Genomic DNA, 18,759 nt, shown 5'->3' with positions numbered 1-18,759 from the left:
GCCGGTGTCGCCCGCGCCCATTGATGCGTCTAGTGCGAGAGGGGCTCCAGCGGGACGAGGACGCTATCGTCCCCGTCGGTCGCCCCGGTCCCGGCGATGCGTGCCGTGCGTCCGCGGCGCGGCCACTCCACAACGACCATGGCGGCAATCATGAACGCACCGCCGATGACGGTCTTGACCGCAAGTACTTCCTGGCCGACTCCCACAGCGATGAGCGCGGCAAAGACGACCTCGAGGGTGAGGATGATGGCAACACGGGACGCCTCTACGCGTGCCTGCGCCCACGTCTGCACGAAGTATCCGAATACCGTTGCGAACACGGCCGTGAACAGAACGGCCACCCAGACGTTCCCGCTGGGGGGCGCCTGATAGCCGTCGGGCACAGCGCCGATCCAGCAGACGACGGCGACGGCACACAATTGCACGAACGTGAGCGCGTACGCGTCGAGGCCCCTACTGAAGCGACTCAGGCCGACAATATGAAGCGCAAAGAATGCGGCGCACACGACGCCCCAGATCTGACCCACTTCAACGGTCATGCCCGTGATCGAGATGAGGCCCAAACCGACCAGGGCCAGCAGGGCGCCGATGGCCAGCTTGCCACCGATTCGGTGCCGGAACAGGAGCCAGCCGAGGACCGGTGTGAGCACCACGTAGGTTCCGGTGAGGAAGCCGGTAATTGCCGCGGTCGTCATCTCCAGCGCGATCGTCTGGGTGATGTAGCCCAGGCCCAGCAGGATGCCGAGCGAAGCGCCGACGACCCACATACGGGAGCCGAGTGCCCGCACCATCGTCGGCCGTGCCACGAGCATGATCAGGGCCGCGATCGTGAAGCGAGTCGCCAGGAAGTCGAAGAAGGGCTGCTGTTCGATGGCGGGCTTCATGATGACGAAAGCGCCACCCCATGTCGCCGCGACGAGTACCAGGGACCACACCGCCAGACGGGACTTCTTCACCTGACCAGCGTAGTCGAGGGGCGCCGTCACGCTCTCGTCCGGTGCCGTGAGCGACTCAGGTGCTGTCGCCTCCGTCGCGCCGGCTCAGCGCCGCCAAATTGTCGTTGTAGGCGCGCAGGTCTGCGTCGTCGGTGAGATCGGCCCGGCGATCGAGACGCCGCGCCACGCGTTCGTCTGATGCGAGCCATTGGCGCATGAGAACGAGGGCGGCGAGCACGGTGGGAAATTCACCGGCGCCCCACGCCACTCCGCCGCCGATGCGCTGATCGGCCAGCAGGGCTACGTCGTCCGTGAATTGCAGGGCGTGCCACCAGTCGATCGCCAGCACCTCGGTGCCGCTCATGATGCTCAGCCCGAAGAAGGCGTGGAAGGCCAGCGTGGATATCAGAAGGATGAGGCGCAGCGGATGACTCGGACGCGTCGGTCCCGGATCGATTCCGATCAGCACCCAGAAGAACACGTATCCGCTGGCCAGGAAGTGAACGCACATCAGAACGTGGCCGGTGTGTGTACGCAGGGAGAACTCAAACCAGCCCGTGTAGTAGAACGCCACCAGGCTGCCGGCGAAGAGCACGCCGGCGACCGCCGGGTGCGACAGCAGGCGCAGGTAGCGCGAGTGCACGATGATGAGTATCCACTCGCGGGGCCCGCGGCTGTGGTCCCGCCTCTTCGGCAAGACCCGCAGGGCGAGAAGCACGGGGCCCCCGAGCACCAGCAGGGGAGGAATGAACATCATGAGGCCCATGTGCTGGAGCATGTGGGTGCTGAAGCTCGCGGCGCCGTAAACTCCCGGCCCGCCGCTGGTGAAGTAGATCAGGGCGACGCATCCGGCGATCCAGGCCACGGTGCGGTTCACGGGCCAGGCATCACCGCGGCGGCGGAGTCGCACGACACCGGTGATGTAGAAGCCGGCCATGAGCACGCCCATCGCGAAGAAGAGCAAGTCCACGTGCACGGAGGTCAGGATCCGTCCGAGGGTCAGGGGCTCCGGAAACGGAAAGCCGATCAGGGCGCGGCGCACATCGAGCTCGGCCACCGACTGCTGGGATACGGGCGGGGCGCTGCGGGAAAGGCCGACGGACAGCCCGATCGCGGTCGACATGAGAACGACCTCGACGACCGCGAGGCGGGCGAAGGCTCTGGTGTCGGCGGGCGCGCGTACGAGCAGCGGAATGATCCGTCGGCGATGCCGGTAGCCGGCAAGTCCCAGCAACACCAGGATGACGCTTTTCGCCAGGAGCAGGAGCCCGTATCCGGACAGCAGGTCGGCGGGGGAGGAGATGCGCAGCCCGGCGTTGACGGCGCCGGACACAACCACCCCGAGGAATGCCCAACCGGCGAAGACCGAATACCGGGCCACGACGACCGGCAGGGCGGCACCGAGGCGCTTGCGCATGAGAATCAGGGCGACGAGTCCTCCGACCCAGACCGTGACGCCGACGAGGTGGATCGCCATGCTGTTGACCGCGTTGCCGTGCTCGTCTGATCCGGCCGCGTGACCAGACAGTGCCAGTGGCAGGAGAGCGAGAATGCTGAGCACGGTCGCCGTCGCAATCCATGACACCCGCGTTGTGACCAGCACGATCACGAGCAGGGTGACAACGCAGCCGATCGAGAGCAGGAGCGTTCTGCCGAGGTCCAACTGGGTGGCGAAGCACACGAACTGCGTCGCGAACAGACGGCTCGTCACGGGCACCCCGATCGTGCTGGCTGCCGTGAACACGAGGACAGCGATTCCGGCGGCCGCCCAGACGCTGGCCGCCCAGACGGCCCACCGGGAGGCACGCCACTGGCTGTAGCTGGCGCGCCCGGGGACGATGGACTGGCCCGGAAGGGCGAAGGTCGCGAGAACCAGGAGTCCGATCGTGACGGCGGCGGCGCCGTCGTGCAGGACGCGAGCGATGGGCAGGCCGCGGGTCACCAGATCTCCGGGGTCAATGAGCACGAGGCCGGAAAAGGCATCCGTCATGATCATGGCGAGGATTGTGAGCGTCACGGCGAGAGGCACACAGAGTGCCAGCACGACCGGGACCAGGGTCGGGGCGCGCACCGTGAGGATGCGCGACTCGAACCGGGTTGTGTCGTTGGTTTCGCGAGGGGAGTGCACGATGGAGCTTCCCGTCTCCGAGGCCGCGAACAGTCGCGACGACGAGGGGTCGGTACCGAGTCGGAGCAGCCGGCGTCGGGTGTGGGGAGGTGAAGAATGTGGCGGAGGTGATGGCCGCAGGCGGCAGCGTGTGCCGCGTGCGCCGACTGTCGCGGCACGGTCGTGGAACGAAGCGCCTGGAGGGCGACCACGTACGCGGGGGTGCGGGGGCTAGTGCGCGAAAAGGGCGGCAGGCGGACCGCGGTGTCTCATCGGTGACAGCAGAACATCCAGATCCGTGGCGATGAACCGGTGAGCGAGCAGGGCCATGACGTGCGCGCGGTAACGGGGCAGGGTCACGATGATTCCCACGTTGCGCGCAATGGCGACCAGGGCCAGCCGCGCGAAGTCGAGGAGCGACCAGAATGTCTGCTCACCGCGACGGAGGGCGAGGATCGTGATGAGCGCAGCCACGCCGTGGGCGATCCACATCCAACCCATGCCATGTACACCGGCCGTCGCCGCAGCGGAGGCCGTGTCGGAGGCGACGATGACGACGGCTGCGGAGCCGTGGTGGCTGCTTGCGGTCATGGTGGCCGCGCTCGTTCCGTCGAGTCCGAACAGGGCGTGGAACGAAACCTGACTCAGGACGACCGAGACAGCGAGTTTGGCGAGGGAGAGGTTCTTGCCGGCCAAGACGACGCAGAGCATTCCCGAGAAGGCGACCGCAAGCGACAGACTGATCGGTCCGGGGGAGGCGCCCCCACCCGCAACGTGCGACAGCGCGGCGACCAGAACGGCGACGGATGCGGTGAGCCAGCCGCGCACAAATCTCGCCCACCTGGTTGCCATGTCACGCCTCAATTCCTCTCATCAGGCTACCCGACACGCCCGCCGACTACGTTCACGCGTTCCACCTCAACAGGCACGGGGCATCATATTCAGTCGGGTGACAAAATCAAGCGCCCGACGTGATTTACAGAAAAGTTCCGCGCTTGTGTGACTATTTACGCATGAGCGCGACCAGTGGATTCGAGTTACGACCGGTGATTCTTCCGTCTGGCGCGACCTCCACGGGGACCGACGTGCCCTACCTGACCCGGCTGGCGGAATCGGCCCACAACGTCGACGGGGACGCCGCCCGAGCCGTGGATTTCGCCCGGACCATCGGTGGCCAGGTCGCGCGCCCCGGTGACGGCCAGACGCGGCGGCTGTTCGAGACCATGGCCACGCTCGCGGCGGCCGACCTCACCGCCGCACGGGTCGTCGAAGCACATGCGGACGCCCTGTCCATCCTCACCCAGCATTCCCGCCTGGGGGACGACACGTCGCACGCGCCCGCGTCGAACGAGCAGACCTGGGGCGTTTTCGCCGCGGAGGGCCCCGGGATGAGACTGAGCGCAACGGAGTCTGAGACGGGATGGACGCTCAGCGGCACCAAGCCGTGGTGTTCCCTGGCGGGCGTGCTGTCCCATGCGCTCGTGACGGCGCACACCTCGACATCGACCCGACGACTCTTCACCGTCGCACTCCGCCAGCCCGGTATCCGCGTGCGGGACGTGGACTGGGTGGCGCGCGGACTTGCCGCCGTTCCGAGCGTCCCGGTCGACTTCCGTGACGTGCCCGCCGGCCCGATTGGAGAAAACGGTTGGTATCTGGACCGGCCGGGGTTCGCTTGGGGCGGCATCGGCGTGGCGGCATGTTGGTGGGGTGGCGCGATCGGCCTGGCACGCCAGGTCTGGGCAACCGGTCGCGACCGGGAACCGGACCAATTGGCGCTGGCACATCTGGGGGCGCTCGACGTGGCGCTGACGGCTGCCGGCGTCGCCCTGGCGGGCGCCGCGGCCGCAATCGATGCCGGCCTGGCAAACGGGCCCGCCGGCACGCTCCTCGCCGCACGGATCAGGGGCATCGTGGCGCGCACCGTGGACGAGGTGATCCTGCGCACGGGCCATGCCCTCGGCCCGGCGCCGTTGGCACTCGATGAACGCCACGCACGCCGCGTCGCCGACCTGCAGTTGTACGTGCGACAACACCACGCTGAAAGAGACGACGCGTCGCTGGGGAGCCTCTTGGCGAGCGGTGACGGTGCGCCGTGGTGACCTTCAACCACGCCGCCGTCGGTACGCCGCCGAGCGCCTGGGACGAGTCGGGTTGGCGGGAATCCGTGCGGGTGCTCTCGTGGGAAAACGTCACGCGAGTGGTGGTCGTTGCCGCGCACCCCGACGACGAAACGCTCGGGGCGGGCGGCCTGATTGCCCGTTCGGCCGAGCTGGGGCTCGCGGTGTCCGTGGTGGTCGCGAGCAACGGTGAGGCCTCGCATCCGGAGTCGACGACCCATCCGCCCGCGCGCCTCGCGGCAATCCGCCGTCAGGAAATGGTGCAGGCCGTCGAAGAGCTGGCCCCCGCCGCGCCGGTGCGCTTTCTTGGGCTTCCCGACGGGGGATTGGCCGAGCATGAGGAGGAGTTGGCCGCAATCCTCGCCGCTGCGGTCGGTGAGGATGCGGCGTCCACATGGATCGTCGCCCCCTGGCGGTCAGATGGGCATCCCGACCATGTGGCGGTGGGTCGGGCCTCCGCCACGGCGGCGCTGAGCACCGGCGCAATCCTGTGGGAGTACCCCATCTGGGCGTGGCACTGGTCCACGCCGACCCACGAGATCTGGGACCCGAAACGCCTGCGCATTCTCGAGCTGTCATCGTCAACCCGGTCCGCCAAATCCCGCGCGATGTCGGCGCACAGCAGCCAAATGAACGCGCTGTCCGACAAGCCGGGCGACGAGGCGATCATTCAGCCGCAGTTCGGTGCGTATTTCGAACGCTTGTTTGAACTTTTTGTGGGGCCGCCAGCAGCGCCGGCGAGCGGCGCGGTCGGTGGGAACAGCCTGGCCGTCGCCTTCTTCGACCAGTTCTATTCGGGTGCCGTCGACCCTTGGGGATTTGAAACGCGCTGGTACGAACGGCGCAAACGTGCCTTGACGCTTGCAGCCCTGCCGCGGGAAAGGTATGCGTCGGCGCTTGAGCTCGGCTGCTCGATCGGTGTTCTCACGGAGCAACTGTCACTGCGCTGTGACACCGTGCTGGCGACGGACATCAGCGAACGCCCCCTCGAAACGGCACGGGAACGCCTGTCGGGCCGCGTGGGCGTCACGTTTCGGCAGCTCGCCTTTCCTGGGGAGTGGCCCGACGGAGAGTTCGACCTGGTCGTACTCTCCGAAGTCGGGTACTATTGTTCCGACGCTGACCTGACCCGGCTGGTGGAACGCTGCCGATCCGCGCTGGCGCCGGACGGCGTGCTGGTCGCCTGCCATTGGCGGCATCCGGTTGCCCAATATCCCGGTTCGGGGGATTCCGTGCACGCTGCCCTGGCCGGCGCCGCCGGCCTGGTGCGCACGGTGCAACACCGTGAGCGGGACTTTCTGCTTGAGGTCTTCGAGCCGGTTCCGGCTTTTTCGGTGGCCCAACGCGAGGGGCTCGCTCCATGACGAGACATGGTGGGATTCAGACGATAGCGGTCGTGGTCCCCGTTCGTAATGAGGAGGAGTGCCTCCCGCGTGCACTCGCGGCACTCACGGACGCCATTGACTTCCTGGGCACCTCGCTCGGGGCCGACGCCCCCGCCGTGCGCGTCGTGGTCGTGCTCGATCGGTGTACGGACGACTCGGCTGCTCTCACGGCCCGGTATGCGGATTTCAGCACCATCGTCATCGATGCCGGGGCCGTCGGCGCCGCCCGGCGGGCGGGGGTGCGTTTTCTGCTCGGCGGGGCCGCGCACGCGCCGGAGAATGTCTGGGTGGCGACGACGGATGCGGACTCGACCGTGCCGTTGACCTGGCTCACGACCCAGTTGGCCTGTGCTCACGCCGGTGTCGGTCTTGTACTCGGAACCGTGCTTCCTGACCTTCCTGAGGAGCACCCGCAGCACCGTCGGTGGGCGAGTGAGCACCGAATCGTGGAGGGACACCCCTACGTGCACGGGGCGAACATGGGTGTCCGTGCGGACTGCTACCTTGCGGCGGGGGAGTTCCCCCCAATCGTCACGGACGAGGACGTTCTTCTGGTGTTGGCGTTGCGGGCGCTCAAGGTGCGAGAGCGCCGCATCGCGACCATTCCGGTCTTGACGTCGGGTCGGTTCGTCGGTCGCGCGCCGGCTGGGTTCGCCGAGTATTTGGGGCGGATGGACGCGTCGCCGGTGAGCCTGCAGGCCTCCGTGGCCACAAGAGTGGGGTGACCGGCATCCTTGCTCCGCCGGGGTGGTCAGGCTAACGTGTGGCATCGACTACCGAAGGGCGTGTATGACGGCCCAGCCCAAACCCTTTGAGGCCCACGAATCGGGGGCCCTGTTTCACGGCACGAAGGCGCACCTGACGGTGGGGGACCTCCTGATGCCGGGACGCGCATCCAATTTCGAAGAGGCACGCACGGCGACGCATGTTTATGTGACGGGCACCTTGGACGCCGCGACGTGGGGAGCCGAATTGGCCACGGGGGACGGTCGCGGGCGGATCTACATCGTGCGACCGACCGGGACCGTCGAGGATGACCCCAACGTGACGGACAAGAAGTTTCCGGGCAATCCGACCCGGTCGTACCGCACCCGCGAGCCGGTGGAGATCATCGGCGAACTGGTGGGTTGGGTAGGTCACTCACCCGATCAGGTGCGGGCCATGCGTGACGGGCTCGCCGACCTGAAGCGTCGCGGCCTCGCAATCATCGACGATGACTAGCCTCCCGGGAGCCAACGACAGCCGGGGCGGAAGACGCGGATGGTGGTCCTCTGCGGAGTGCGTCCATCCGCTTGTTGACATAATGTGCATTATCGGTCACCCGGGTGGTCCGCTCGCACAACCGCGTCGGCGCGCTATTCGGCGAGGAATCCGGTGATGTCTCCGACGTAGCGCGTGTGGTCTTCCGGCACGCTGTTCTGAGGCACGGGCTCCACGGCGGCCTGGACGATCTCGGCGGCGAACTCGCTCACGTTGTACAGGCGTCCGGCAGCCTCCTTGCGCGCGCCGAGTGCGCCAGGGTTCGAGCGTTCGAGCAACGTTGCGGTGATTGTTCCCTCAATCATGTCGCCGGAGACAACGACGAAGTCGACACCGGCGGCGTCAAGCTCCGGGATCATGGACCGCAGGGCGTCTTCACCGGCACGCTTGCTGAGGGCGACCGGTTCGTACTCGGGCATCGTGGGCGTCGTCGCGACGAAGTGCGCCTGGTGGCTGGTCACAAAGACCACCCGCGAGTCTGCTCCCAGCAAAGGCAACGCGCTGGTCAGCAGGTTCACCTGGGCATCGCGGTTGAGCACCATGGCGTAGTCGGCGGCCATTCCGCTCTCCATGCCACCGGAGGCGTTCATGACGAGGATGTCGAGGCCGCCGTACTCCGCGCGGATGGTCTCAAACATGGCCGTGACCGATTCCGGATCGGTCAGATCGGCGCCGACGGTGATGGCCGTTCCGCCGGCGGCACGGATCGAGTCGGCGAGCTTCCTGGCACGCGCCTCCTTGTTCCGGAAGTTGATCACAACCGACGCGCCCGCTTCGGCAAAATAGCCGACGGTGTCCGCGCCGATCCCCCGCGATGAACCGGTGACCAGAACACGCTGGCCCTTGAGTGATCCTGCTGCAAGTGGATTGTTCACGCGAGCTCCTCATAAGGTCGTCGGGTCGAAATTCGCACGACCACAAGCTTAGAGACTACCAACATCCCCGTAAAACAGGCCTCCACCTGCTAGTTTTGAAGCAGAAACCCGTTGGAAAGAGGGGACGCAATGGACGCTTTCATCGCCGATTACGCGTGGATTGTCTGGCTTGTGATCATTCTGCTGTTCGTCACCATCGAGATGATGACCCTCGAACTCACCTTCCTGATGCTGGCCGTCGGAAGCGTGGGCGGCCTGGTATCCGGTCTTCTCGGTGCACAGTGGTGGCTGCAGCTCGTTCTCGCGGCGGTACTCGCCGTCACCCTGCTCCTCGGGATCAAGCCGCCGCTGCTCCGCCGCCTCAAACGCGGCGGAGACCCGACCAGATCAAACGTCGACGCCCTGCTCGGGGTGGAGGGCCACATCGTCAAGTCCCTGGAGTCCCCCGGCGGCCTCGTGCGGTTGGCCAACGGCGAGACCTGGACCGCCCGACTCTCCCCCGCCGCTTTGTCGAGACGCCTCGACCCGGGCGATCGCATTATTGTCACCGAGATAGACGGTGCGACTGCCGTGGTCATCCCTGCTGCCGAAAGGACAACGTCATGAACGATTCCGGAACGATTCTCACCCAGATCATTGTGATCGTGGTGCTGCTCGCCCTGATCATCGCGGTCATCGTCACCCTCTCTAAGGCCATCCGGATCATTCCCCAGGCGAGCAACGGCGTCGTCGAGCGACTCGGGCGGTACCACAAGACTCTCACTCCGGGACTGAATATCCTGATTCCGTTCATCGACCGCCTCCGCCCGCTCATCGACATGCGGGAACAGGTGGTCTCGTTCCCGCCGCAGCCCGTCATCACTGAAGACAACCTCGTCGTGTCCATCGACACGGTCGTCTATTTCCAGGTGACGGATGCCCGCGCGGCGACGTATGAGATCAACAACTACCTCGGGGCGGTCGAACAACTCACCACAACCACGCTGCGTAACGTCGTCGGCGGGCTGAACCTTGAGGAGGCCCTCACGAGCCGCGACAACATCAACGGCCAGCTGCGCATCGTGCTGGACGAAGCAACCGGCAAGTGGGGCATCCGGGTCGGCCGCGTCGAACTGAAGGCGATCGACCCGCCCATCTCGATCCAGGACTCCATGGAGAAACAGATGCGAGCCGAGCGTGACCGCCGGGCCCTCATCCTGACGGCCGAGGGAACAAAGCAGTCGGCGATCCTCACCGCCGAGGGCGCCAGGCAGGCCTCCATCCTCGAGGCCGAAGGCTACGCGAAGGCAGCCGTACTGCGCGCACAGGGCGAGGCGGAAGCCATCACGACCGTGTTCCAGGCCATTCACGAAGGAGATCCCGATCCGAAGCTCCTCGCGTACCAGTACCTGCTGACCCTGCCGAAACTGGCCGAGGGCAGCGCCAATAAGCTGTGGATTGTTCCGAGTGAACTGACCGAGGCCATGAAGGGCATCGGTAAGGCCTTCGGTCCGCACGGAGCCGGCCCCGAGGCCGACTCCCCCGCGGCCACTCGCCCGGCACCGCGGGCCTAGACGGTGTCAGAGCCGTCCCGCTCCGTGTTCCTGGAGAGCCCCGGAATACGCGTCTTCGCCCACCGCGGATTGGCCGGCGAGGCGCCGGAGAACACGCTTCTGGCGTTTCTCACCGCCCTGTCGGCCGGGGCGACGCATCTCGAAACCGATGTTCACGCGAGCCTCGACGCGGTGGCCGTGATCAGTCACGACCCCGATCTGGCCCGGGTGGGGCGTGACGTTCGCGTGAATCAGCTGACGATGGCCGAGCTCAAGCGCATCAACCTGGGTAACGGGCAGTTCGTGCCCTCCCTGTCGGAGGCCCTCGATGCCTTCCCGGAGGCACTGTTCAATATCGACGTGAAGTGCGACGAGGCGATCGTTCCCACGGCGCAGGCGATTCTTGCCGCACGCGCGACCGAACGCGTGCTCATCACCTCCTTTTCGGAAGAACGCCGCCGCCGGGCCTGCGATCTTCTTCCCGGCGTGGCCACATCCGCGTCGTCGCAAGGGGTTGTCAAGGCCCTCCTTGCCGCCTCCCTCGGACCACCCGAGGTGCTTCAACGCGTGCTGCGCAGTATCACAGCCGTGCAGGTTCCGGAACGGGTGGGTCCCCTGCGTATCGTCACGCCCCGTTTTGTGCGCCGGATGCATGCGGTCGGCGTCGAAGTGCACGTGTGGACGGTCAATGACGTGTTGGCCATGCGCCGCCTGCTCGACATCGGCGTGGACGGACTCGTGACCGATCGCACCGAGGTCGCCGTGGCCCTTATCGCCGAGCGAACCTGAGAATTTGCCCCCAAAACAGGGGTTGCGGAAGGGTAACGCACAGGTTAATGGTTTACAACTGTGTATGCATCGCGAGAACTGTGATTGCATCGCGAGAGGAGACCACACGATGGCTGACCGCAGTTTGCGTGGCATGAGATTGGGCGCACAAAGCCTTCAGAGCGAAGAGGGCGTGACCTTTTCCGCACGAGTAACCCACACCTACCGGTGTGCGACGTGCAGCAAAGAGACCGTCATGATTTTTTCGGCCGAGGCCGAAGCCCCCGACGAATGGGAGTGCAAGTACTGCTCCCGCGTTGCAACGCGTCTTGAAGACTCGACCCCGGTGATCGTTGATCACTCCGGAGAGAAAATCGCTCGAAGCCACTGGGATATGTTGCTTGAGCGTCGCACGCGTGCAGAACTGGAGGAACTCCTTCAGGAGCGCCTCACCGTTCTGCGTGAGCGTCGCGGACAGCAGAAGGTCGGCGCCTGAATCAATAGGTGCATGAACCAATAGGTGCCTGAGCCACGGCTCAGAACACGATCGGACGGTCCCGAGCCCTGGTGGCTCCGGGACCGCTGCTCGTTAAGGCCGACGAAGCCGAGTGTTGCGCCGAATCGTCCTCGTGCGCACGAGGCAAAGCACGAAGCCGAACACCCCCAGCCCGGACGCGAGCCATTCGATCTGCCGCCCCGCGAGCATGGCGGGCGTCATCGTTGAGCTGAGGGGCACGGTCTGCACCATGGCGCCCGGCTCCCACGTCGGCAGACGATCGATGGTTTCGCCGTTCGGCGTGATGATCGCGCTCGTGCCCACGGTGGAGATATTCACGACGGTCCGCCCGGTCTCGACGGCTCGCAGCCGGGCAATGGCCAGCTGCTGCACGCTCTCGTCGGTATGGCCGAAGTCGGCGTTGTTGGTTTGGCCGAGGATGATTTGCGCGCGGTCGTCGATCATGTTGTGAATGAGCTGATCGTCGGCGATGTCGAAGCAGATCGCAATTCCGGCGATCACGCCGTTGATGTCGAAGACGTTGTCGCGCGTGCCGATGCCGTAGTCCCGACCGATCAGGTCGATGAGATCCGGCGCGAAGGGGCGCCAAAAGGCCCGGTCGGGCATGTACTCGGCAAACGGAACGGGGTGCACCTTGTCGTAGACATCGACCGCGCCCCGACCCGCCTCCCACAGCAGGGAGCTGTTGAAGTATGTTCCGTCGTTGAGGGTGATCGTGCCTGCCAGAAGCGGGGCGTTCATCTCCCGGCTGATGTAGTCGAGAGTCTGCGCCGAACGCGGGTTCTGCAGCGGGTCGATGTCGCTGGCGTTCTCCGGCCACACCACGAAGTCGACATCCTCGCCGATCAGCGGCAGAGTGGCCGACACGTGATCATCGAGAATCTGCCCCGGCGCGTATTGGGCGAACAACCCGGCATCGGATGCGCCCTGCACCGCGGCCAGTCGGGTGCTGCCGCTGAGCACGACCGGGAACGCCGGCACCAGCAGGAGCAGCACAACAACGGTGACCACGATCGACGCGCGCTGAAGAAGCCCGAACCGCACATCGCGCAGCAGCTGCAGGGTGAGTGCGCTCAGCCATACGACCAGGAAGCTGAGGCCCGACACACCCACCCAGGCGACGAGAGAGCTGAACGGTCCCTCCGACTGGCTGAGCGCGACGCGACCCCAGGCGAAACCGCCGTAGGGCCACACGGCCGAGATGGCCTCGCGTGCGGTCCACAACCCGGCGACAATCACCGGGATTAGCCCCAGGCGGCCCAGACGACTGGGCCACAGGCGCGGGCCCACCCGCAGCACAACCGCGGTGAGGGCCAGGCCGACGGCGAAGAAGATGCTCTGCAGACCGCCCAGGGCAATCCATGGCACGGGCCCGAGATACAGGGTGATCCAGTAGATGTGTGTAAGCCAGAAGGACAATCCGGCCGCGAACCCGACCGCGAGGCCGGTCCACGGCCCCCGGCCGAGCAGGGATACGAACATGAGCAGGGCGCCGACCGGCGCGAGAACCCACCAACCCCGATCGGGAAACCCGGCGTCGAGCAGCACGCCGGCCAGGCCGGCCAGCACCAGGGCGGCCCAGACGGGCAGACCACGCGCACGCTCGATGACAGGATCGCGCGCCGCGCGTGGGCTCCGGGTGCGGGGGCTCTCGGTGCGTCGGCTCCCCATGCTCATCGTCGACATTCAGGAGACCGAGGAATAGGCGACGATTCCTCGGCGTACGTCATCCATCGCCTGTCGTGCCGCGCGTCCGACGGGACCGTCGGCGACAACGGACAGCTGATCGAGCAGGTCTATGGTCTGTTTGGTCCAGCGTACGAAGTCCCCCGCCGCCATTTCCGCCTCGAGGAGCACATCGCCTAGCGACGCACCACGCGCCCATTGCCACATGGCCAGGCTCAGGCCCACCGAGAGCGGCTTACTGCCGGGCAGCTTGTGTTCTCGCTCCAGATCGTCGATACGACTCCAGAGATCCTGGGTCTCGTCCAGGGCGCCGCGGAACGCACCGCGCGGCAGGTAGCGGGCGTCCAGCAGCCCCTCCTCCCGCCTCGGTTCAAAGACCAGGGCACACGCCATGGCTGCGAGGCTTGCGGGGTCGAGGTCGTTCCACAGCCCACGACGCAGGGACTCGGCAACGAGCAGGTCGCGTTCGGCGTAGATGCGACGAAGGATGCGACCGCTGTCACTGAGTTCGACGCGGCCGTGCTCGTTCTGCGTGAGGTAACCGTAGCCGAGGAGCACATCGCTCACCCGGTCGAAGACCCGCGCAATCGCACCGGTGCGGGCGCTGATCTGTTGACTGAGCTCCTCGGTCTGACGCGACAGCTTCCACCAGCGCTCCGCCCAGCGGGCATGCTGCTCGCGCTCCGGGCAGTGATGGCACGCGTGCGCCCGCATCGTTTTGCGCAGGTGCGTGATCTGCCGCTGACGTTTGTCCCGTTCTCCGCGCCGCGAGTTGTCGCTCTTGGACCCGGCGCGTTCGCACTCCGTGAGCTCGCGCCGAATTCTGGTGTACTCGGCGAAGTCACCAAGATGGCACGTCATGGCCTCAGCGAAGCCGGCGAGGGACTCCTCCTGCTGCCGCACGGTGCGCGCCAGTTCCACGACGGACCGGTCGGCCTGAAACTGGGCGAAAGAAGATTCGAGCACGGCCCTCGTGCGTTCTCGACCGAACTGGTCGATGAGGTTCACGGCCATGTTGTAGGTCGGCTTGAAGCTGGAGTTGAGCGGATACGTGCGGCGGGATGCAAGCGACGCCACCGCGTGCGGGTCGAGGCCCTGCTGCCATTGGATCACCGAGTGACCGAGGGTGTCGATGCCGCGGCGTCCGGCGCGTCCGGTCAGTTGGGTGTACTCCCCCGGCGTGATCGGAACCCGCGCCTCACCATTGAACTTCTCTAGCTTGTCGAGAACAACGGTGCGCGCGGGCATGTTGATTCCGAGGGCCAGCGTCTCGGTCGCGAAGACCGCCTTGACCAGCTTTTTCTGGAAAAGTTCCTCGACCACCTCTTTGAAGGCCGGAAGCAGCCCGGCATGATGCGCGGCAACGCCACGCTCGAGGCCGTCGAGCCACTCAAAATACCCCAGCACGCCGAGGTCCTCGTCGAGCAGCGTCCGGCAGCGGTCGTCGACGATTTCACGGATTTCACGGCGCTCGTTCTCGTCGGTGAGGCGCACACCCGCCCGCAGCACCTGCCGAACGGCCTGGTCGCAACCGACCCTGCTGAAGATGAAGAATATCGCGGGGAGCAGGTGTTTGCCCTGAAGCATGCGCACGATCCCGGCACGGTCCATGCGGGCGGTTTCGGTACGTTGCGGCACGAAATCCGGGCGCTTGTTGTTGCGCCCGCGGTAGTCGGTTCTGCGGTCATCCCCGCTGCGGCCGCCCCGCCCGCCGGAGCGTGCTCCCGCCTGAGACAGCCGAACGAGTTCCGGATTGACGCGGTGGGTTCCGACCAGGCCCGCCGCATCGAAGAGGTCGAGCATATTGTTCTTCACCAGCACGTGCTGCTCGAGCGGCACCGGGCGTTCCTCGGAGACGATGACCTCGGTCTCGCCGCGCACCGCCTGAAGCCAATCGCCGAACTCCTCGGCATTGGACACGGTGGCGCTGAGGGACACCATGCGCACGCGCTGGGGCAGGTGGATGATCACCTCTTCCCAGACCGCGCCCCGGAATCTATCGGCGAGGTAGTGCACCTCATCCATGACCACGAAGGCCAGGTTTGTCAGCAGATCCGAGTCGGCGTAGAGCATGTTCCGCAGTACCTCGGTGGTCATCACCACAATCCGAGCCTTCGCGTTGATGTTCGTGTCGCCCGTGAGCAGTCCCACCTCGTCGGCACCGTATTCGGTGACGAACTCCTGAAACTTCTGATTGCTGAGCGCCTTCATGGGCGCGGTGTAGAAGACCTTCTTCGTGGGGTCCTGCATCGCCAGGTATATGGCAAACTCGGCCACGATAGTCTTACCCGCCCCGGTGGGCGCCGCAACGAGCACGCTGTTTCCGGATTCGATCGAGGCACAGGCCTCGATCTGGAACGGATCCAGATCGAAGGGTCTCGCCGCCTGGAACTGCTGGAGAACCGGATGCGCGACGGTGCTGCGTGATGCGGCGTAGCGCTCGGCCGGAGATTGGATGTGAGTCACGTGATCCTAAAGCGCCAGGTCTGTTTCCCGGGCGCGAGCGCGTTTGGCTGCTCGTCGGTCGTGCAGGAAGGCGATGCCGTAGGCGGCGAAGTACAACACCACCATGGGGATCGCGAGAAGGAACATCGAGACAACGTCGGCCGCGGGAGTGGCGATAGCAGTGAACAGGGTGATGACGAGTACGGCGATGCGCCAGGACTTGATGATCGAGGAGGCGCTGATCACCCCGGCGAAGTTGAGCAGCACGATGAAGACGGGGAGCACAAAAGCGATGCCGATTGCCAGGACGAGTTTGAGCACGAAGTCGAAGTAGCTCTGCGCATTGATCAGAGCCGCATCCTCGGCCGGGGCAAAACTCGTCAACAGTTCGACCACGTTGGGCAACACAAACCATCCAGCCGCACAGCCGGCAAGAAAGAGCGGAATGGCCGAAAGGAAGAATCCGAAAGTGTATGCCTTCTCTTTGCGCGTCAGTCCCGGCACGAGGAAAGCGAAGATCTGGTAGAGCCAGACCGGACTCGAAATGATGAGTCCGACATAGAAGGAGATCCTCAGCTTGAGATCGAACGCGGAGGTCATGTCCGGGTAGTTGATCTGGGCGTTTCGCGACTGCGCTTCCATGATCTGCGTGATGGGTGCCCGGAGCTGATCCAGCACGAAATCAGCCTGGAACCATCCGACGACGGCTCCGACCAGGATGCCGGCCGCGGCCAGGAACAGACGTTTCCGCAGCTCGATCAGGTGCTGACCGAGCGACATTTTGCCTTCTGCCGTCGTACCGCGTCGGCTGCGCACCGCCATCTATCTAGGGCTTGTTCGCTGGGTCGACCGGACCGTCGGACGTCGGGCTTTCTGCGGTCGGCTCATCGCCCTTGTCGCCCTTGATCTCGGTCTTGAAGATCTTCATCGACTGGCCGAGGCTTCGAGCCAGGCCGGGCAGTTTCGGTGCCCCGAAGAGGAGAAGGATGATGAACAGGATGATCACGAGGTGCCATCCGCTGAATGCGTTACCGAACATGAGGTGTGGTCCTCTGAATTGTTTGAGCGTGTCGCAACAGTTTACCGCGCGTGATCAGCGGATCGCGACGTCGCCGCGCTCGGTCCGATGGGGACTTCAGGGCTCCGGGTACTGCTCGGCGCCCGCGGCCGCCCAATCGGCGACCGCCTGACGCGCCTGTGGCGGTCCGATCACGGTGACGAGTCCCGCGAGACCGGACACGAGCCGGATGAGCGAGTTGTAGTGGGCGACGCGCAGCGTGACGCGCACCATCGACGCATCACTCGGTGTGGCCCTCCCGATACGTTCCGGCAGGTAGTCGGCCACCAGGGCAATGGCGGCTTCCGGCATCTCCAGAACGACGGTGAAATCGTCGATCGACGGCTCGAAGAGCGCATCCGGCACCGTCAGATCGGCGGCATGCGGAACGGTCGGCCGCGTGGTCACCGCGACGTCACTCATCCGGTCCAGACGAAACGTGCGAACGGCACGTCGGAGGTGACACCACCCGCGCAGGTACCAGTCTCGATCAACGGATTCGACGCGCAGCGGGTCGACGTGCCGCAGCACTCGTTCCCCGCGAGCATTCAGGTAGTTGAATTCGATCTGCACATGTTCCCGCACGGCGGTTTGCATCAGGGTGATGATCTCCGGGGAGTCTCGGTTGGCGACGACCACCTGGCTCGGGGCGGCTGACGCTCCGCGGGTCAGCTTGGCCATCAGCGACGCGATCGCGCCACGGTCTGCGTTCTCGGGCAGGGCCGACAGATACTGGAGCCCGGCGATCAGCGCCGCTGCTTCCCTGGCCGAGAAGCGCGGAGAATCGTCGATGGCCACCCGGTGGGTGAGCACGATCCGGTCGTTGTCCTCGAATTCATCCCACAGAATGTCGAACAGGTCTCCATGCAGGTATTGACGGGTCTCCCCCGGTACTCCGGAGACCGCAATGAGTCGCACTGCGGAGCGCACACGCTCGGCCGGGACGCCGAAACGCCCGGCGACATCCGCGACGCTCACGTCGTCATGATCGATCAGGTACGGCACGAGCGACAACAGGAAGGTCAGCTTGTCGGCGGCGACCGGGGCGGGCGATTCACTCATTCTCTTCTCCGTGCACCTCGGCGACGTCGAGCAGGCGGGCACGAACCGCGGACAGCAGCAGTGGCGGCGTCAGCACCCGAATCTCCGGGCCGTAGCCGGCGAGCTCGTCGGCGAGGATGTTCAGGTCGGTGTAGTGCAGGGAGATGGTCGTGCGTCCGGTGCGTGACGGGGGTTCGGCGCCGATGTCGCGTTTGCCGAGACGAACGGCCGCATCACTGTCGGCCAGGACCGAGAGCGTCGCGGTCTGCGCAGTCCAAAGCGCCTCAAGCTCGTCGAGCGCATCCTGGCCCGGGTTCCTCCCGGGCCTCACCTCGGCCGGAGCGCCCGGTGCGCCGCGCACCGGCAACACCGGCCCGACAATGCGGGACAGCAGAAACGTACGCGCCGCACCGCGGGCCTGGTCGGTTGCGAACAGGTGCCAGCGGCCGTCGTGCAGCACGATGGCGTGCGGGGTGACCCGACGCTGCTGCGGGGCCCGTTCCCCCGGCTTCAGGTAAGGAAACGAGACGACCTGGTTCCTGTCCATGGCCTTGCTCAACGGTTCGAAGGAGGCCTCCCTCGCCCGGAGCGACGGCGCGTAGCCGAGAACGGGGTCGCGGGAGTCGATGCCGAGTGAATTGAGCTTGGTCAGCGCGCGACGCGACTCCGCTGACAGCGACCCCTCCCGCCACACGGTCGACGCGAGCTTGAGCAGCATCAATTCGTCGGGAGAAAACGTGACATCGGCCGGAAGATCGTACAGTCCCTTGGGAATGCGATACCGCAGGTGGTGGTTGCTGCCGGGGTCATCGGGCGGTTCGATGACCTCGAGGGGAATGCCCAGCTCCCGGATGTCGTCTTTGTCCCGTTCAAACTGCCGTTCGAGGCTCGCGTTGCTCTCGCTCGCGGAATACCGCTGCCGGTAGCCCTGAACGGTGGCGAGGATCTCGGCCTTCGTCAGACCGATCTCCGTCGCCAGGAGAGCAAGCACCAGGCTGAAGAGGCGTTCCTCAACAGTCACGGGTCGTGGG

The 18,759-nt window shown here is 65.7% G+C and carries 18 protein-coding genes; 8 read left to right on the top strand and 10 right to left on the bottom strand.

Annotated features, from left to right (window positions below):
- Window positions 1-29: 29 nt before the first annotated feature.
- The 3 genes from AC1MB9_RS06455 to AC1MB9_RS06445 all read right to left on the bottom strand — a co-directional run bounded on the left by AC1MB9_RS06455 (window position 30) and on the right by AC1MB9_RS06445 (window position 3,894).
- Window positions 30-956: a DMT family transporter gene (locus AC1MB9_RS06455; protein WP_479964208.1), complete on the bottom strand. Its 927-nt coding sequence runs from the start codon at window positions 954-956 to the stop codon at window positions 30-32.
- A gap of 55 nt (window positions 957-1,011) precedes the next feature.
- Window positions 1,012-3,063, bottom strand: coding sequence for a bifunctional copper resistance protein CopD/cytochrome c oxidase assembly protein (locus AC1MB9_RS06450; RefSeq protein ID WP_479964207.1), 2,052 nt, complete (start codon window positions 3,061-3,063; stop codon window positions 1,012-1,014).
- 210 nt (window positions 3,064-3,273) lie between these two features.
- Complete coding sequence (locus AC1MB9_RS06445) at window positions 3,274-3,894, bottom strand: hypothetical protein (protein ID WP_479964206.1); 621 nt, start codon at window positions 3,892-3,894, stop codon at window positions 3,274-3,276.
- A gap of 161 nt (window positions 3,895-4,055) precedes the next feature.
- Between AC1MB9_RS06445 and AC1MB9_RS06440 the strand changes: the two genes are divergently transcribed.
- From AC1MB9_RS06440 to arr, 4 genes are all read left to right on the top strand, one after another.
- Window positions 4,056-5,144, top strand: coding sequence for an acyl-CoA dehydrogenase family protein (locus tag AC1MB9_RS06440; RefSeq protein ID WP_479964205.1), 1,089 nt, complete (start codon window positions 4,056-4,058; stop codon window positions 5,142-5,144).
- Window positions 5,141-6,526, top strand: a complete 1,386-nt coding sequence (locus AC1MB9_RS06435) for a PIG-L family deacetylase (protein WP_479964204.1) — start codon at window positions 5,141-5,143, stop codon at window positions 6,524-6,526. The genes AC1MB9_RS06440 and AC1MB9_RS06435 overlap by 4 nt, the downstream gene beginning before the upstream one ends.
- Window positions 6,523-7,272 (top strand): glycosyltransferase family 2 protein, encoded by a 750-nt coding sequence (locus tag AC1MB9_RS06430; RefSeq protein ID WP_479964203.1) that lies wholly within the window; start codon window positions 6,523-6,525, stop codon window positions 7,270-7,272. Before AC1MB9_RS06435 ends, AC1MB9_RS06430 begins: the two co-directional genes overlap by 4 nt.
- A gap of 64 nt (window positions 7,273-7,336) precedes the next feature.
- A complete protein-coding gene (gene arr / locus AC1MB9_RS06425) occupies window positions 7,337-7,768 on the top strand; it encodes an NAD(+)--rifampin ADP-ribosyltransferase (RefSeq protein ID WP_479964202.1) in 432 nt (143 codons plus the stop codon).
- A 134-nt stretch (window positions 7,769-7,902) separates the two neighbouring features.
- On the opposite strand, the gene AC1MB9_RS06420 is transcribed toward arr, so the two are convergent.
- Window positions 7,903-8,682, bottom strand: a complete 780-nt coding sequence (locus tag AC1MB9_RS06420) for an SDR family oxidoreductase (RefSeq protein ID WP_479964201.1) — start codon at window positions 8,680-8,682, stop codon at window positions 7,903-7,905.
- A gap of 129 nt (window positions 8,683-8,811) precedes the next feature.
- On the opposite strand from AC1MB9_RS06420, the gene AC1MB9_RS06415 reads away from it, so the two are divergent.
- From AC1MB9_RS06415 to AC1MB9_RS06400, 4 genes are all read left to right on the top strand, one after another.
- Window positions 8,812-9,288: an NfeD family protein gene (locus AC1MB9_RS06415; RefSeq protein ID WP_479964200.1), complete on the top strand. Its 477-nt coding sequence runs from the start codon at window positions 8,812-8,814 to the stop codon at window positions 9,286-9,288.
- Window positions 9,285-10,235, top strand: a complete 951-nt coding sequence (locus tag AC1MB9_RS06410; RefSeq protein ID WP_479964199.1) for an SPFH domain-containing protein — start codon at window positions 9,285-9,287, stop codon at window positions 10,233-10,235. The genes AC1MB9_RS06415 and AC1MB9_RS06410 overlap by 4 nt, the downstream gene beginning before the upstream one ends.
- A 3-nt stretch (window positions 10,236-10,238) precedes the next feature.
- Complete coding sequence (locus tag AC1MB9_RS06405) at window positions 10,239-11,003, top strand: glycerophosphodiester phosphodiesterase family protein (protein ID WP_479964198.1); 765 nt, start codon at window positions 10,239-10,241, stop codon at window positions 11,001-11,003.
- Window positions 11,004-11,112: 109 nt separating this feature from the next.
- Window positions 11,113-11,478, top strand: a complete 366-nt coding sequence (locus tag AC1MB9_RS06400) for an RNA polymerase-binding protein RbpA (RefSeq protein WP_479964197.1) — start codon at window positions 11,113-11,115, stop codon at window positions 11,476-11,478.
- A 93-nt stretch (window positions 11,479-11,571) separates the two neighbouring features.
- Here AC1MB9_RS06400 and lnt read toward each other — a convergent pair whose 3' ends face one another.
- The 6 genes from lnt to AC1MB9_RS06370 all read right to left on the bottom strand — a co-directional run bounded on the left by lnt (window position 11,572) and on the right by AC1MB9_RS06370 (window position 18,749).
- Window positions 11,572-13,176, bottom strand: a complete 1,605-nt coding sequence (gene lnt, locus AC1MB9_RS06395) for an apolipoprotein N-acyltransferase (RefSeq protein ID WP_479964196.1) — start codon at window positions 13,174-13,176, stop codon at window positions 11,572-11,574.
- Between the two features lie 9 nt (window positions 13,177-13,185).
- On the bottom strand, window positions 13,186-15,651 hold the full coding sequence (locus AC1MB9_RS06390; protein ID WP_479964195.1) for a DEAD/DEAH box helicase: 2,466 nt from the start codon (window positions 15,649-15,651) through the stop codon (window positions 13,186-13,188).
- A gap of 6 nt (window positions 15,652-15,657) precedes the next feature.
- The gene (gene tatC / locus AC1MB9_RS06385; RefSeq protein WP_479964194.1) at window positions 15,658-16,410 is read right to left on the bottom strand and encodes a twin-arginine translocase subunit TatC; all 753 of its coding nucleotides are present in this window, start codon (window positions 16,408-16,410) and stop codon (window positions 15,658-15,660) included.
- 46 nt (window positions 16,411-16,456) lie between these two features.
- Window positions 16,457-16,669, bottom strand: a complete 213-nt coding sequence (gene tatA / locus AC1MB9_RS06380) for a twin-arginine translocase TatA/TatE family subunit (protein WP_479964193.1) — start codon at window positions 16,667-16,669, stop codon at window positions 16,457-16,459.
- Between the two features lie 96 nt (window positions 16,670-16,765).
- Complete coding sequence (locus tag AC1MB9_RS06375) at window positions 16,766-17,749, bottom strand: helix-turn-helix transcriptional regulator (protein WP_479964192.1); 984 nt, start codon at window positions 17,747-17,749, stop codon at window positions 16,766-16,768.
- Window positions 17,742-18,749, bottom strand: coding sequence for a helix-turn-helix transcriptional regulator (locus AC1MB9_RS06370; RefSeq protein ID WP_479964191.1), 1,008 nt, complete (start codon window positions 18,747-18,749; stop codon window positions 17,742-17,744). Before AC1MB9_RS06370 ends, AC1MB9_RS06375 begins: the two co-directional genes overlap by 8 nt.
- Window positions 18,750-18,759: the final 10 nt, after the last annotated feature.

Source organism: Cryobacterium sp. AP27 (assembly GCF_056680495.1).
The sequence above is the reverse complement of the archived record's forward strand: the minus strand, read 5'-3'. Positions and strand labels throughout refer to the sequence as shown.